General features: G+C 62.4%; 17 protein-coding genes. All 17 read left to right on the top strand.

Annotated elements, in window-relative coordinates; translation table 11 throughout:
- Positions 1-28 precede the first annotated feature (28 nt).
- The gene (locus C1A15_RS13645; RefSeq protein ID WP_101723067.1) at positions 29-1,189 is read left to right on the top strand and encodes a phage major capsid protein; all 1,161 of its coding nucleotides are present in this window, start codon (positions 29-31) and stop codon (positions 1,187-1,189) included.
- Positions 1,190-1,193: 4 nt separating this feature from the next.
- Positions 1,194-1,370 (top strand): hypothetical protein, encoded by a 177-nt coding sequence (locus C1A15_RS17065; RefSeq protein WP_180953106.1) that lies wholly within the window; start codon positions 1,194-1,196, stop codon positions 1,368-1,370.
- The gene (locus tag C1A15_RS13640) at positions 1,327-1,641 is read left to right on the top strand and encodes a head-tail connector protein (RefSeq protein ID WP_101723066.1); all 315 of its coding nucleotides are present in this window, start codon (positions 1,327-1,329) and stop codon (positions 1,639-1,641) included. Before C1A15_RS17065 ends, C1A15_RS13640 begins: the two co-directional genes overlap by 44 nt.
- A gap of 8 nt (positions 1,642-1,649) precedes the next feature.
- A complete protein-coding gene (locus C1A15_RS13635; protein ID WP_101723065.1) occupies positions 1,650-1,973 on the top strand; it encodes a phage head closure protein in 324 nt (107 codons plus the stop codon).
- Positions 1,966-2,373, top strand: a complete 408-nt coding sequence (locus tag C1A15_RS13630) for a hypothetical protein (RefSeq protein WP_101723064.1) — start codon at positions 1,966-1,968, stop codon at positions 2,371-2,373. Before C1A15_RS13635 ends, C1A15_RS13630 begins: the two co-directional genes overlap by 8 nt.
- Positions 2,360-2,698 carry a hypothetical protein gene (locus C1A15_RS13625; RefSeq protein WP_101723063.1) on the top strand — a complete coding sequence of 113 codons (339 nt, stop codon included), beginning with the start codon at positions 2,360-2,362 and terminating at the stop codon, positions 2,696-2,698. Before C1A15_RS13630 ends, C1A15_RS13625 begins: the two co-directional genes overlap by 14 nt.
- Positions 2,691-3,287 carry a major tail protein gene (locus tag C1A15_RS13620; RefSeq protein ID WP_101723062.1) on the top strand — a complete coding sequence of 199 codons (597 nt, stop codon included), beginning with the start codon at positions 2,691-2,693 and terminating at the stop codon, positions 3,285-3,287. The genes C1A15_RS13625 and C1A15_RS13620 overlap by 8 nt, the downstream gene beginning before the upstream one ends.
- Positions 3,287-3,682, top strand: a complete 396-nt coding sequence (locus tag C1A15_RS13615) for a hypothetical protein (protein ID WP_101723061.1) — start codon at positions 3,287-3,289, stop codon at positions 3,680-3,682. The genes C1A15_RS13620 and C1A15_RS13615 overlap by 1 nt, the downstream gene beginning before the upstream one ends.
- Before the next feature lie 152 nt (positions 3,683-3,834).
- Positions 3,835-7,755: a phage tail tape measure protein gene (locus C1A15_RS13610; protein ID WP_101723060.1), complete on the top strand. Its 3,921-nt coding sequence runs from the start codon at positions 3,835-3,837 to the stop codon at positions 7,753-7,755.
- Entirely contained in the window at positions 7,752-8,603 is an 852-nt protein-coding gene (locus C1A15_RS13605) for a hypothetical protein (protein ID WP_101723059.1), read from the top strand. The genes C1A15_RS13610 and C1A15_RS13605 overlap by 4 nt, the downstream gene beginning before the upstream one ends.
- Positions 8,600-11,434, top strand: a complete 2,835-nt coding sequence (locus C1A15_RS13600; protein WP_245865097.1) for a siphovirus ReqiPepy6 Gp37-like family protein — start codon at positions 8,600-8,602, stop codon at positions 11,432-11,434. Before C1A15_RS13605 ends, C1A15_RS13600 begins: the two co-directional genes overlap by 4 nt.
- Positions 11,435-11,477: 43 nt before the next feature.
- Positions 11,478-12,425, top strand: a complete 948-nt coding sequence (locus C1A15_RS13595) for a phage baseplate protein (protein ID WP_101723057.1) — start codon at positions 11,478-11,480, stop codon at positions 12,423-12,425.
- Between the two features lie 12 nt (positions 12,426-12,437).
- Entirely contained in the window at positions 12,438-13,004 is a 567-nt protein-coding gene (locus C1A15_RS13590) for a hypothetical protein (protein WP_101723056.1), read from the top strand.
- Between the two features lie 2 nt (positions 13,005-13,006).
- Entirely contained in the window at positions 13,007-13,138 is a 132-nt protein-coding gene (locus tag C1A15_RS17355; protein ID WP_281254137.1) for a hypothetical protein, read from the top strand.
- Complete coding sequence (locus C1A15_RS13585; protein ID WP_101723055.1) at positions 13,139-13,549, top strand: hypothetical protein; 411 nt, start codon at positions 13,139-13,141, stop codon at positions 13,547-13,549.
- Positions 13,546-13,788, top strand: coding sequence for a holin (locus tag C1A15_RS13580; RefSeq protein ID WP_101723054.1), 243 nt, complete (start codon positions 13,546-13,548; stop codon positions 13,786-13,788). The genes C1A15_RS13585 and C1A15_RS13580 overlap by 4 nt, the downstream gene beginning before the upstream one ends.
- Complete coding sequence (locus C1A15_RS13575) at positions 13,785-14,786, top strand: N-acetylmuramoyl-L-alanine amidase (protein ID WP_101723053.1); 1,002 nt, start codon at positions 13,785-13,787, stop codon at positions 14,784-14,786. The genes C1A15_RS13580 and C1A15_RS13575 overlap by 4 nt, the downstream gene beginning before the upstream one ends.
- Positions 14,787-14,838: the final 52 nt, after the last annotated feature.

The following is a 14,838-nucleotide window of genomic DNA, read 5'->3' as shown; positions in this document are numbered from 1 at the left end:
CCCGGAAACAACAGGAGGAACCTACACCATGGAGAAACTGAAAGCGCTCATGGAAAAGCGCAACGCCAAGGTTGACGAGATGAACGCCATCACCAACAAGGCAGTGGAAGAGGTACGTGCCATCACCACCGAGGAGGACGAGAAGTTCAAGGCGCTTGAGAACGAGGTGCGCGCCCTCGACGGCACCATCGAGCTTGTCAAGAGCCAGCGGGAGAAGCTGACCGTCCCTGCCGATTCGAGCAACGGAGACGGCAGTGAGGACACCGAAGAGGCCGAACTGCGGGCGTTTGCGACCTACATTCGTTGGGGTAATGCGTCAGGCTTGGAACAGCGCGCCTCCGATAACAACTTCACCCCAGCCGGCAACGCAGCGATCATCCCTAAGACCATCGCGGATCGCATGGTCAAGAAGGTTTACGAGATCAGTCCGATCGCTAACGAATCGGCACACTTCACGGTGAAGGGCCAGCTCGATCTCCCGTACTACGACGAGGAAACGAGCGCTATCACGGTCGCCTACGCCGATGAGTTCGCCACGCTGACGGCCAATGCCGGACAGTTCAAGAAGATCAGCCTCAACGGCTTTTTGGCCGGCGCGCTCACCAAGGTGTCTCGCTCGCTCATGAACGGAACCGACGTCGACCTGGTTGCGTTCGTCGTTGACGACATGGCGATGAAGATCGCGCGTTGGCTCGAGCACGAGCTGCTGATCGGCACGGCTGGCAAGATCGAGGGTCTTTCCGGCTGCAAGCAGACCGTGACGGCGGCTTCCGCAAGCGCGGTGACCATCGACGAGCTGATCGATCTGCAGGATGAGGTGATCGACTACTACCAGGGTAGCGCCATGTGGATCATGAACCGCAAGACGCGCACCGCGATCCGCAAGCTTGAGGACAAACAGGGTCGCAAGTACTTGCAAAACGACATCACCGCGCCGTTCGGCAAGGTGCTGCTCGGCAAGCCCGTGTACACCTCCGACAACATGCCTGGGATGGAGGCTGGCAAGACGGCGATCTTCTACGGCGACTTCTCTGGCCTCGCCGTCAAGTTCGCAGAAGACCCGTCCATCCAGATCCTTCAAGAGGTCTACGCGACGCAGCATGCCGTCGGCGCGGTCGGCTGGCTCGAGGTCGACGCGAAGATCCAGATCGAACAGGCTATCGCCCAATTGAAGATGAAGGCGGCCTAGGAGCATGAAGCTCGAAGTCGAGAAGTCCTTCTCCGGTGCGCTTGGATGCGCCGGTGTTGGGCAGACCATCGAAGTTTCTGCCGCAGTTGGAAAGCGGATGATCAAAGAGGGGTACCCCGTCGTGGAGGTGAAAGAGCGTGGAGGAAATCGAAAAGCTCAAGGCGACGAAGCTGCCCAATGAAGCGGTGTTGAGGCATTTGAGACTCGATCCCGCATACACCGACACGGAAGAAATCGCTGCAATCGGGCTTATGCGCGACGCTGCAGTGTCCTACGTCAAGGAGCGCTGCAACATCGACGAGCAATACGCCGACGATCATCCCGACATAGCCATCGCTGTCCTCGTGCTTGTCCGTGATATGTACGACAACCGCCAGATGTACGTTGACAAGACGAGCGTCAATCGCACCGTCGAATCGATTCTGTCGTTGCATGACTTCAACCTTCTGTGAGGTGCCTCATGGATTACAGGGAGAGGTTCGAGCTGCAAGAGCAGAGTGCGACGCAAAACGACAAGGGCGATAGCTCGGTTGAGTGGGTGACGATCTATGCGGGGTATGCCCGGGTTTCGAATTTGGGTTCGCGCGAGTACTGGCAAGCGGCGGCGGTGAACGCGGAAAGCACGTTGAAATTATTCTGTCGCTATCATCCAGCACTCGATATGACCGACACCCGAAGGGTTCGCCTTTTGTGGCGCGGGAAGCAGCTCGATATCAAGTCGATTGACAACACGAATTTTCAGAACGACCAGGTGGTTATCAAGGCGGTGATAAGAGATGAGTGAGTCGGGCGTGGTGCTTACCGGGGTATCCGGTTTCGATTCCGCGTTTGCTACACTCTTCGCCGATTTTTTCGATTCTACGGTCATGGACAGCAAGCGCGCAGTGTCAGCTGGCGGTAAGGCATGCAGGGATATGCTCCAGGGCACCACCGATCCCGGCTTGACGGGAGAGTACGCGTCCGGCTGGCGTATGCAGATGAAAAGCGACCATTTCGGCGGCTACTACGTACGCATCTACAACGCTACTAAGCCATCGCTCACGCACCTCTTGGAGATGGGGCACGAAATGTTCGTCCATGGCAAAGACACGGGCCAGCGCGTGTCCGCCCACCCGCACATCGCCGATGCAGCAGAGCATGGCGAAGGAGTGATGCTGAGGGTGATGGCTGATGGCAAGGGCTGATGTTTTCTCGATGCTCAAAGCATCTGGGTTGCCCGTCACCTATCGGACGTGGGGAGAAGCGGTGCCGCCGCCCCTCCCTTACGTCGCATATTTCTACATCGGCGACAGCGACCTCGCAGCGGACGATTCGAACTACTGCGAGGTCGCGCGCTGGTGCGCGGAACTGTACAGCGAAGACAAGGATGACGAATCAGAAGCGGCCATTGCGACGCAGCTCAAGAACAAAGAGATCCCGTACTCGAAAAACGAGATAGGGCCAATAGACGGCGACCGATTCATGGTCGCTTTTTACTTTACAACAATAGGAGGAGGAAACAATGCCTGAAACGAACAACACCGTGCAGTTCGGCCTTTCCGAGGTGGCGATTGCGATGAAGACGGGTGAAGCGACTTATGACACGCCCATCATGATTCCTGGTGCGGTCACGCTTTCTGCTGACCCCGAAGGAAGCTCTGAAAAGTTCTACGCCGACGATTGCACGTACTACAGCGTCGTCACGAACGACGGGTATACGGGCGAACTCGAAGTTGCACTCGTCCCTGACGAGGTGAAAGTGAAGGTATTCGGCTGGGAAATCGACAAGAACGGTGCGCTTGTCGAGATCGCCGATGCCATCCCCAAGCCCTTCGCGCTGCTGTTTCGTATCAAGGGAGATGCGAAGAAGCGATACAGCGTCTTTTACAACGTTGGTGCCGAGCGTCCGAAGAACGAGCATAAGACCACCGAGGACAAGGCCAATCCCGCAACGGAGAAGATGCCTATCACCATGACGCCGGAGAAGATCGGCTCGAAGAGGGTGACTAAGCTGTCCATCCCCGAAACCTCCGAGAACGCTGCAGTCATCGGTAAATTCTACGATGCTGTGTATCTTCCTGATTTCGACACCGCCACTCCTGCGGAGGGCGGCGAGTAATGCGCCGCGCGGTCATCTATGACCGCGAGATAGTCATGCAAGGGTCGCCCTACACCTTCCTGGTCTACAGGACGGCGTTCAAGGGCGACCTTTTCAATGACTTGGTGGATGCGTACGAGCATGGCCGCCCGGAAATGTCTGTCATGCTTCAATTCGCCTGGGCGATGGCACGTACCCACGATGACGCGGTTTCAGACTATCCAGATTGGCTCAGGGAGTTCGACCCTAAATCCTTCACGCTCGGCGATGCCGACGCGGTGGGGGTGATCGACTCGGCCATCAGCGCCGAGCTGTTTCGTGTCAGAAAGACCGGGAGAATCAAGCGATGGCTCGGTAGACGAATGGTCGCCGTGGCGCAACGTCTTGGCGCTCAAGCGCATCGGGTTCTCGCTTGACGAAGCACGACACACGACTATGCGAGATTTCATCGCATACACCGATCTTGCGTTTGCTGATTCCGGAGAAGTGGACGATGAGCCGAAAGCTCGTCAAGCGACGCAAGCGGATATAGACAGGTTTTTGTCATAAGACCAGGAGAAAATCGAATATGGCAGACGTTTACAAAGGGCTGACCGTTAAGCTCGGCGTTGATATTTCCAGTCTTTCGAGCGCGCTTCGCAAAGCTCGAAGCGAAGTCAGCGGCGTCGCCACCGACCTGCGAAAGGTTGAGCGCGCGCTTAAGCTCGACCCGGGCAATGTTAAGCTTCTCGCGCAGCAGCAGCGAGACTACCAGCGCCAAATCGAGTCCACCAAAAAGCAGCTCGACCTGCTCAAGCAGGCTGAGAAGCAGATGGAGGAGATGGATGCGTTCACTCCCGAGCAAGAGGCTCAGTGGACGAAGCTGCAATCCGACATCGTACTCACCGAGCAGAAGCTCAAGGGCTACCAGCAAGCGCTTACCGACTCTATCGTGAAGCAGGGGGCGGCAACGTCTTTGCTTGGAAAACTCGGTTCGAGCGTCGAGAAGTTCGGCTCGCACGTTCAGGGCTTCGGTCGTGGCATGGAGACGGTGGGAAACGGGCTCACGCGCACGCTCACCCCGGCGGTGATTGGCGTCGGGGCGGCTTCGGTTGCTGCAGCGGTGCAGATCGACACGTCGCTGACGAACGTGAAGAAGACCGTTGACGGAACCGACGAACAGTACCAGAAGCTCAAGCAATCTGCTATCGAATTCTCGAAGACCAACGCCGTTGACGCTTCGCAGATCCTTGATATCCAAGCGCTTGGCGCACAGCTCGGTTTTGCCATCGATGAGCTTGACGAGTTCGGCCAGGTGGTATCGGGCCTCGACATCGCCACGAACATGGACGCCGAGACGGCGGCCACCGAGATGGCCCAGTTCGCGAACATCACCAAGATGAGCCACGAGGAGATCCGAAACTACGGCAGCGCCATCGTCGGGCTCGGCAACTCGTACGCGACGACCGAGTCGGACATCAGCGCCCTCGCCATGCGCGTGGCCGCCGCCGGAACGCAGGTGCACATGTCCCAGGCGGACATCCTGGGCCTATCGACCGCGCTCGCGTCCATGGGCGTCGAGGCGGAGGCGGGCGGCACCGCGATCAGCACCCTAATGGCGCAGATCGACAAGGACATCGCCCTCGCGGGAGCAGCCATGGCGGGCACGAGCGACATGACGCAGAAGGAGATCGACAAGGTGAACGCCGCGCTCGGCACATGGGCGTCCACCGCCGGCATGTCCGCAACCGAGTTCGCCGAAGCATGGAAGAACGACCCCGTGCAGGCGCTCGCGGCCCTCCTGTCCAACATGGAGGCGGCCACCGCCGAGGGCGGCAACATGTCCGTGATGCTGCAAGAGCTGGGAATCGACTCGATCCGCCAAACGGACGTGATGAAGCGTCTGGCAGGCAACTCGCAGTTCGTGGCCGACGCGGTGGCCACGGCCAACGACGAGTGGTCGGCGAACACCGCGCTCCAGAAGGAGGTCGACAACCGCAACCAGTCGCTTGCCGCCCAATTCGAGATGCTCAAGAACCGCGTGATCGCGGTGGCGAACGACGTGGGCGGGCCGCTCGCAAGCGCGCTGCTCGATATCGTCGATCAAGCGGAGCCGCTCATCAAGATGATCGGAGAAGGCGCGAAGCAGTTCTCCGAGATGAGCAAGTCGGAGCAGCAAGCGGTTCTCAAGGCCGTGGCGCTTTCCGCCGCCATCGGGCCGCTGCTCACGGTCGTCGGGAAGGGCACCCAGAAGATCGAGGCGTTCGGCAAGGGCATCCAAAAGGTTGCCGAGTTCTTCGCCAGAATGGACGTGAAGGTATCGAGCACCGCCGACACGCTCGGCGACCTCGAATCGAGCACGAAGAAATCGGAATCGGCGACGAAGAAGAACACCGAGACGGTGAAGAAATCATCCGTCGCCATCGGGGCCGCGAAGACGGCCATGGTCGGGCTGATCGCCGTGGTTGCCGGGTTCGTGCTCAAGCAGATCATCGACGAGGTGATCGCCTACAACAACGCCTTGAAGACCGCCGAGGGCGCTACGGACGGCTTGCGCGATGCGGTGAGTACGTCGAAGAAAGACTTCTCCGACGCGGTTCCGAGCATCGTGATCGCATCCGGGGCGATAGACGGGTATTCGGAGAGCGCGCGCGATGCGATGCAGAGTCAAGCCGACCTTGCTCAGGAGATCAAAGAGGCATGGACGGACATAGGCACGAACCGAGCGATCATCGATGAATGCACGGCGACCATCGAACGGCTCACGAGCAAGTATGACGAAAATGGCAGCAAGGCGCAGCTCACCGCTACCGAGCAAAGCGAGCTGCAAACCGCCGTGAGTATGGTGAACGATGTATGCGGTACGTCGTACTCGGTCATCGACGCGCAGAACGGAATACTGTCCGAATCTGTAGATAAGATCAAAGCTACTACCGACGCCTGGATCGCCAACGCGGAAGCGCAAGCAGCCCAAGAGCAGATGGTGGAGCTGAAGAAGCGCGAGTACGAGCTGAACGGATGGCTGGCGAAATCGACCGACGAGCTTAGGGAAAAGGGCGACAGGCTGGCCGAGCTGCAAACGCATAGAACAGACCTCACCATCGAGGAGCGGCAGGAGCAGCAGAGGTTGTCGAAGGAGCTTGACGAAGCCCACAACAACTACGACTGGCTCACCGATGCCATAGAGGAGAACAAGGGCGCTCAGGAGAGCCTGAGCAACACTTACTCCGACGCGCAGCAGAAGCTGCAAGGAACCTCCGCTGCTATCACCGACGCGATCAGCGCGCACGAAGGATGGGGTGACAATCTGGCCGAAGCTGGGGTGGATGTTGATTCTTTCGCCCAAAAGCTGTCCGAGCTTGGTTTTACCTCGTCGGAAGTCTATGCGCTGTCCGACGAGAACATGATGCTGCTCGCTCAATCGTACAACCTGAGCATCGACGAGATCATCGCGGCGTGCGACGAGGCCGGCATCGCTGTGCCGGAGAAGATGCGGCAGGCGGCCACCGGTGCGACGGCTGCTATCCAAACAGAAGCGCCGAACGCGGCGGCTGCCATGTACATCATGAAGGACGGCATTCTCCAAGCCTACGATCCCATCACTGGAGAACTGTCGGCGGCGACGGTGGACGCGACGGATAAGATCGTCAGCAGCATCGTATCGGGAACTCCAGGCGCTGTAGGATCTATGACCGCGATGAAGGACGGCGTGGTGTACGCCTACGATCCGGTCACCGGCCAGCTATCTCAGCTCACTGTCGAAGCTATGGCTGGGGTTGCGAAAGGCGTTAAAGACGGGAAACCGAACGTCGTCAACGAGACGGCGGCACTTGAAATAGCGGCTGTCGGAGCTGTTGACCCGATCAAAGCCGACTTGCCGAACGCGGCGTCGGAAGGCTCGCAGGGTTTTGGCGACAGTCTTGCAGACGGCCAATCGACGGCAACTAAAAACGCTGGGTCGATGGCGGCAGCGGCGATGATCATGAACATGTACTCGGCGATGTTTCGCAGTTGGGGATCACACGCGTCGCACAACTTCGCTGCTGGCATCATGTCTGGCTACGGCGCTGCGGTCAATGCGGCGACGACGATTGCGAATGCGGTTAAGAACATCCTGGGGCACTCAGTGCCGAAATCGGGCCCGCTTCGAAATAACGGGAAAGGCGAGAAGGAGTGGGGTGCGCACGCCGCTCAGAACTGGATCGGCGGGTTCCGCTCGGAGATTCCTAATCTGCAATCGACTATGGACGAAATGGCCGACGTCGTTTCCGGTGTTATGGGGGTTGGTGCGAGATCGCGTTCGAGCATCAACGTGTCCGCTGCCGCCACGCGCGCTGCGTCGGCTCCTCAGATGAGCGTCAGCGTTGATGCTTCGGGCGGCCTGACGAAAGTCGATGTGTACGAGGCTGTGGGCGCTGCGATGGCTGACGCGCTATCACACCAACCTGACGTAGTGCTAAAGATCAGCGACAGGGAGCTTGCGAGGGCGAACAGGAGGGCCGGACGATGAAGGGCGAAGCGAAGTACGTCAATCATCTGGGGCGCTCGGTCGGACTTAACGGAGACGGCGTGCATCTCAACAGCGGGGAGCTTGCCGATTGGTCGGTGGGATACGCGACCCTCAACGGGCGCATAGCCTCCTTCCGGCGCGAGCGGCGCGAAACCCCGGTGACAGCCGTGATCGCTTGTTCCACCAGCGCCGCCGGCATGGCGAAGCGAAACGAGATATACGAGGTCGCCGCAGTGGACGTGGAGGCCGCCAAGCCGGGGAGGCTCTACGTCGGAGACTGGTACGTGCCCGGCTACATCGTGGCATCGAAGAAAGACCGCTACTGGTACACCGGGGCGGCTGCCGACTACGAGCTGACGTTCGCATCCGACGACCCGCGCTGGACGCTCGAGCACGAGAGCTCTTTCGCTCCCGGCGCGAACAGGGACGGCGGGTTCACCTACCCCCGCGATTACCCGTACAACTACGGCACCACGATGGGATCCATGGCGATCGACAACCCGTCGTTTCTGCCGTCCGCCGCGAAGATCATCGTGTACGGCCCGGCGACCAACCCCTACGTGATCGTGGGCGGCAACCGCTACGAGGTGGAGGTCATGGTGAGAAACGGCGGCTACCTCGTCATCGACGGGGCGGGAAGACCGCCGACCATAACCCTGTACAACGAGGACGGGACGACCGAGAACGTGTTCCACCGCCGCCGTGGCAACCAGAAGAAGGGCGGAGGCTCCTACGTGTTCGAGCCGGTTCCTCCCGGTGTGTCGGCGGTCACGTGGGACGGGTCGTTCGGCTTCGACCTGATCCTCTACGAAAAGAGAGACGAAAGGAGATGGATCGATTGGAAGTGACATACACGGACGAGAACCGGGTCGAGCTCGGCATGATCGATTCGTACTCCCTCGATCTTGCTTACGGAAGCGAAGAGAACGAATTCGATCTGACGGTGCCGATAGGCTTCACTCTGCCGCGAAAATCGCTCGTGTACATCGACGGCACGGAATGGGGCGGCGTCGTGAGGGGGTGCCGCCCCTCCACGCTCGGCGAGGAGCCCACGAACACCATCACCGGGCAGACCTGGCACGGCGTCCTGTCCGAGTCGTGCATCATCCCCGATGCGGGCAGCGACCATTACAAATCTTCCGGCGAGGCGAACGCGGCGATCCGAGCCATACTCGCGCGCCAGGGGCTCGACGAGCTGTTCGACGCGTCCGACGAGGACAGCGGCATCATGGTCGAGCACTCACACGACCGGTTCGCCGACGCCTACGCATCCATCCGCAAGATGTTGAGGAAATCCGGCGCGAAACTCAAGATAGCCAAGGAGCCGGGACGCAAGCCAACGCTCTACGCCGTTGAGATCGGATCGTACGTAGACGACGGCAGCTCGGAGCGGTTCGCCTACGAGATCCGCGAGGGAACGCCGCACAACCACATCATATGCCTCGGCAACGGCGAGATGCAGGATCGAGTGGTCGTGCATCTTTACGCCGATGCCGACGGCGTGGTGTCCGAGACTCAAACGTTCTACGGCCTCGACGAGCGCCAGTACGTCTACGAGCTGTCCAACAACGACGAGGAGAACCTGCGGGAGGAGGGCAAGAAGAAGCTCGAGGAGCTCCAGAACACGGACTCGGTAGACCTCCGCTTGCCCGATGGAGAGTCTTACGACGTAGGCGACATCGTGGGCATCTCGAACGACGACACGGGCGTGTCTGTCATGGCCGACATCACCAAGGTAATCGTCAAGGTCGATGATCGCGGCATCGTGTCAGTGTCGAATGAAGTGGGCGAGGTGAGATCCTCGAGCTCCATGCAGGGCGGCTACTCTTCGGGATCTACCGGACTTGCCTACAAGGGCGGTCCCGGCATCGGGATCGTCGGCGCGGTCATATCGGCCGACGTGACCAATGAGAAGCTTGCCGCAGTCGAGGCAAAGGCCGACTCGGCCGGCAAGGTCGCCGCAGCCGCCGTCAAGCATGTCAAAGGATCGGCACCCATCGTCGCGGAGGAATCCGGCGGCACCGTGTCGGTGTCGCATGCGGCCTCCGGCGTGGCGGGAGGATCGTACGGCCCGGCGTCAGACTCGTCCCCGTCGTGGGGCGATGCGGTCACGGTCGGCTCGCGCCTCGTCATAGACGGCGCAGGGCACGTCAAGGACGCTGCCGGGCGAAAGCTCGTCCTGCCGTCGAACGTGGCAACGCAGAGCGCGAAGGGCCTCATGAGCGCAGCCGACAAGCAGCGCATCGATGCCTACCCGTGGGACGCGATCAGCGGCAAGCCCGCTACGTTCGCGCCCGCCGCGCACAACCACGACGACAGGTACTACACCGAAGCAGAGATGGACACGAAGCTTGCCGGGAAATCAGACGCGTCGCATGTCCATGCCTGGGAGGCGATAACCGGAAAGCCCGCCAGCTTCCCGGCAGCAAGCCACACCCACGACGATCGCTATTACACCGAGAGCGAGATGAACACGAAGCTTGCCGGGAAGTCGGACACGTCCCACACTCACGCTTGGAACGGCATCACGGGCAAACCGGCGAGCTACCCGCCGGCGACGCACAACCACGATGCGGCGTACGCTGCCAAGTCCCATGCCCATCCGTGGGCCGATGTGACGGGCAAGCCCGCCAGCTTCCCGCCGAGCGCCCATACCCATGCGTGGGCGGACGTGAGCGGCAAGCCGACGAGTTTCACGCCGTCTGCTCACTCTCACGACTGGGCGTCGATCACCGGGAAACCTGCATCGTTCCCCCCGTCGTCGCATTCTCACGACTGGTCTGCGCTGACCGGCAAGCCCGCGAGCTTCCCTCCGTCCTCGCACTCCCACGGCGTGGCGACGGCATCGGCGGCTGGCTTCATGTCCGCAGCAGACAAACAGGCAATCGAATCGCTCAAAACGGGAGCGGTGACAGGGGTCAAGGGTAACTCCGAATCGGCGTACAGAAAAGGCAACGTCAACCTGACCGCCGCCAACGTCGGGGCGCTCCCGACCGCTGGCGGCACGCTCGATGCGACGGCTCAGATCAAACGCGTCGGCAGGTCCATGTCGTGGATGAACGGGCGCGACGGGGCGCCGGTCAGGCAGACGAGCTACACGGGTTACAACCCCGTGTGGTCGGCGAAGACGACGAACGGCTCCTGGGAGATGGGGCCGTACACGAACAACAACCTGTACTTCAACTACATCACCGACGCGAACTACAACGCGGGGACGAACTCCCCGACCGCCCAGATCGTGTTCGGCTCGGACGGATCAGTGTCCGCGCCTGGGCTCATTGTCGCGGGCAAGACGCTGCTCGACAGGACGTACCCCGTCGGCGCGGTGTACCTGAGCTTCAGCGCGACCAGCCCTGCCTCCCTCTTCGGGGGCACTTGGGTTCAGATCACGGGCAGGTTCCTCCGCACGGCGAACGACACGGGCACGGGCGGCAGCGACGCCCACACGCTCACTGCGGCGCAGATGCCGGGCCACTACCACGGGGTCGTCCGCGAGCAGGACGGCGATTGGGCCGGATACTGGCAGTCTAACGCGTCGGGGGGAGGCCTCTGGTGGATCGTTTCCAACGGCACCCCAGGCGCTAACAGGGGGCTTAAAACCACATCGGTCGGCAGCGGACAATCGCACAACAACATGCCCGCTTACCAGGACGTGTACGCCTGGAGGCGAACGGCGTAAAGGAGGAGATCAACATGGAAATATATGAAAGAGGTGATGCAGAATGACCCACATCGTCACCGCGAAGAAGCTGGAGCTGCACGTGAGCTCCGGAGACGACGGTGCCCTCAACGCGGCGTTGTTCGGCCCTGACCTGTACGTGCTATCGGGGTGCGTCGCATCGGTCGTCAATTCGAACAAAGTCACCGTGTCGGGCGGCGAGATTCTCATGCACGGGCGTCATATCAGGGTTGACGCTTCGGGCGAGTCGGTAACGATCGAGAACGGCGCGCAGTCGAAGAAGCGAAACGACCTCGTCGGGATCTTGTACAAGCGCGATGCCGCGAACCAGGACGTCGAGGACGCCCAGCTGCACGTGCTGAAAGGAACCCCGGTGCCGGACGCGCCGGCTGATCCGGCCTACAACGCCTCGGCGTCGATTCTCAAAGGAGATGCCGAGGTGTTCCGTCCGCTCTACCGAATTCCCATCGACGGGCTTTCTGTCGGCGCGCCGGTGCCGCTGTACAAGACGCTAGACAGTTTGTCCGAGGCTTTCGAGCTGATCGGCAGCCACAAGCACTCCGCATCCGACATCGCGAGCGGGACGCTGCCGACCATCCGCGGAGGGACGGGCGTGACGACGGACGCTGCAATCGGCCTCAAGGCGTGGCCGGTCGGCTCTGTCTATTCCAGCTACGACCCCACCAGCCCCGCAGCGCGCTTCGGCGGGACGTGGACGGCGATAACGGGCGCGTTCCCGTACTTCAACGCCGGCACCGCGACGGGCGGTTCGAACACCCACACGCTGACCACCGCGCAGCTGCCAAAGAACAAGGCCTACTCGTCGTCAGACGTCAACGGCAACGCGGGCTTCAGCGACGCGCTCTATACGGGCGCGTTCAGCCAAGGCTCCGAGTACGCCTATCTTAGCCTGACGTACATCGGCGGCGGGCAGGCCCACAACAACATGCCCGCGTACCAGACGCTGTACGCGTGGCGCAGAACCGCATAAGGAGGAGATCACATGCTGATACTCGACGAGCGCGGGGCGGTCGTGACCGACCCCGACGAGAAGATCGGGCGGCTCGAAGCCCGAGAGCGAAACGTGACGCACCGCTACGTCGTGGATGTAGCGGAGGAGTCGCATGAGGAGGTGGTGCGCAAGTATCCCGAGACGGGCGGCAAGGACGTGGAAATCGTCGTCGATGTGGAGGAGCAGGGTCACTGGGAGACGCGCCTGGAAACCGGCGAGCTGGTCGAGTTCGACGGCACGATCCCGGAGGACATGCCGCACGAGTTGGAGCTTGCCGACGTGCAGTCCTACATGCTCTACGTGCCCTACACGGACGAGGAGCTGGCGGAGATCGCCCGCCTTGAGGAGGAGCGCAAGCGCATGGAGGCCGAGGCCGCAGAACGCGAGGCGTTCCTGGCCGCGGCACCCGAGCGCATGGAGACGGTGGAAACCACCCAGGCCGACACCGACGACGCGCTGTGCGCCATGTTCGAGGCGAACCTCGCGCTGCAGACCACGATGGAGGATCAGGACGCTGCCATCTGCGCCCTGTACGAGATGACGTTGGGAGGTGCATAGGCATGGATGCAATCGCAAAGGCGTACGCCCGCCGCATCGAGCGCGGCGCGATCACGCTGGAGGACGTGCCGGCGGCGATCCGCCCCCTCGTGGAGGCGGCGCTGGCGGCGGCCGCGGGGAAAGGGGCGATGTAGATGCCCTACGAGGAGGCGATGACCGCCCTGTCGGTCGCCATAGCCCGCGAGGGGCCTGCGTGGATCGTGGCGGCCATGGTCGTCATCGCGGCCGCCGTGCTGCTCGCCAAGGGCGTGCCGGCGTGGACGGCCTACATGGACAGGCGCGCGGCGGTCGAGGAGGAGCGCGAGCGGCGCAAGTCGCGGGAGAGCGAGGAGCGCGCCCGCACGGAGGGCCAGTGGATACAGGCCATCGACCGCAGCAACGACGTGTCGGAGCGGGTGGCGTCGGCGCTCGACTCCTCGACCCGGATGATCGGGCAGGTGTCGCGCAAACTCGACGACGACGCGCGCCAGGCCGACCGCAACGCGGCTCGGCTTGAGAAGATAGAGACGGATATGCAGGTTTTGCTGGAGAGGACTAAGAGATGAAAGACAAGGTCAAAGAATGGGCCAAGGCCGCAGGCGTGCGCGCGGTCAAGACGGCGGCGCAGACGGCCGTCGGCGTGATCGGCGCGGCGGCGGTCATGGGCGAGGTGCAGTGGGCCGTGGTCGGCAGCGCGGCGGCCCTGGCGGCCGTCGTGAGCCTGCTCACGAGCGTGGCTGGCATGCCCGAGGTCGAGGGCGGCGCGAGCGTCGCCAAGATCGCGAAGGGCGGCGATGGGCGATGAGGATCACCGTCAACGGCGGGCACACGCCGACCAGCCCCGGCGCGGGCAAGTACCTCGACGAGGTGCGATGCGACCGCGCGGTCAAGGACGCCCTGATCGCCGAGCTTCGCGCGCGCGGCCACGAGGTGGCCGACTGCACGGCCGACGACCGGATGCCGTACCCCGACGAGCTCGACGCCCAGGTGGCGCGAGCCAACGCGAGCGGCGCCGAGCTGGGGATCAGCATCCACCTCAACGCGGGCGGCGGCACGGGCTGCGAGGTGCTCTACCACCCGGCGAGCGCGGGCGGCGAGGGCGAGCGCGTCGCCGCGAAGATCAGCTCCGCGCTAGCCTCGCTCATGCGCATCCCCAACCGGGGGGCTAAGCAGCGCGGCGACCTGGGCTGGCTCAACGGCACGGACATGACGGCCGTTCTCGTCGAGGTGTGCTTCGTCGACCACCGCGCGGACGAGGCCGCCTACAACCGCGTGGGGCCTGCCGCCATCGCGCGCGCCATCGCCGACGCCGTGGTCGGCGGCGCGTCGAGCGGCGAGTGGGTCAAGGACGCGAAGGGCTGGTGGTACCGCCGCCCCGACGGCTCTTGGCCGGCGGGCGAGTGGCTGCTGCTCGACGCATGGTACCGGTTCGACGCGGACGGCTACGCCGCGACCGGCTGGCGCGAGGTGGACGGCAAGTGGTACCTGCTCGGGGACGACTGCCGCATGCTCACGGGCTGGCAGAGCGTCGGGGGCAAGTGGTACTACCTCGACGGATCCGGCGCGATGGCGACCGGCTGGCGCGAGGTCGGCGGCAGGTGGTACTGGCTCGACGGGTCGGGGGCCATGAAGACCGGCTGGCTGCTCGATGGCGGGAAATGGTACTGGCTCGACGGCTCCGGCGCCATGGCGGAGTCCTCGTGCCGCAGCATCGACGGCAAGTGGTACGCCTTCGGCGCTTCGGGGGCGATGATCTCCGGGGAGGTGCCGACCGCCGAGGGCGGGGACATGATCCTGGGATAGCCGACCGCGGTGCGCCGTCACCGCCGAACGCCCCGGATCAGCGACCTGCTGG

This window comes from Eggerthella timonensis, assembly GCF_900184265.1.
In the GTDB taxonomy this organism is placed as follows: Bacteria; Actinomycetota; Coriobacteriia; order Coriobacteriales; family Eggerthellaceae; genus Eggerthella; species Eggerthella timonensis.
The sequence above is the reverse complement of the archived record's forward strand: the minus strand, read 5'-3'. Positions and strand labels throughout refer to the sequence as shown.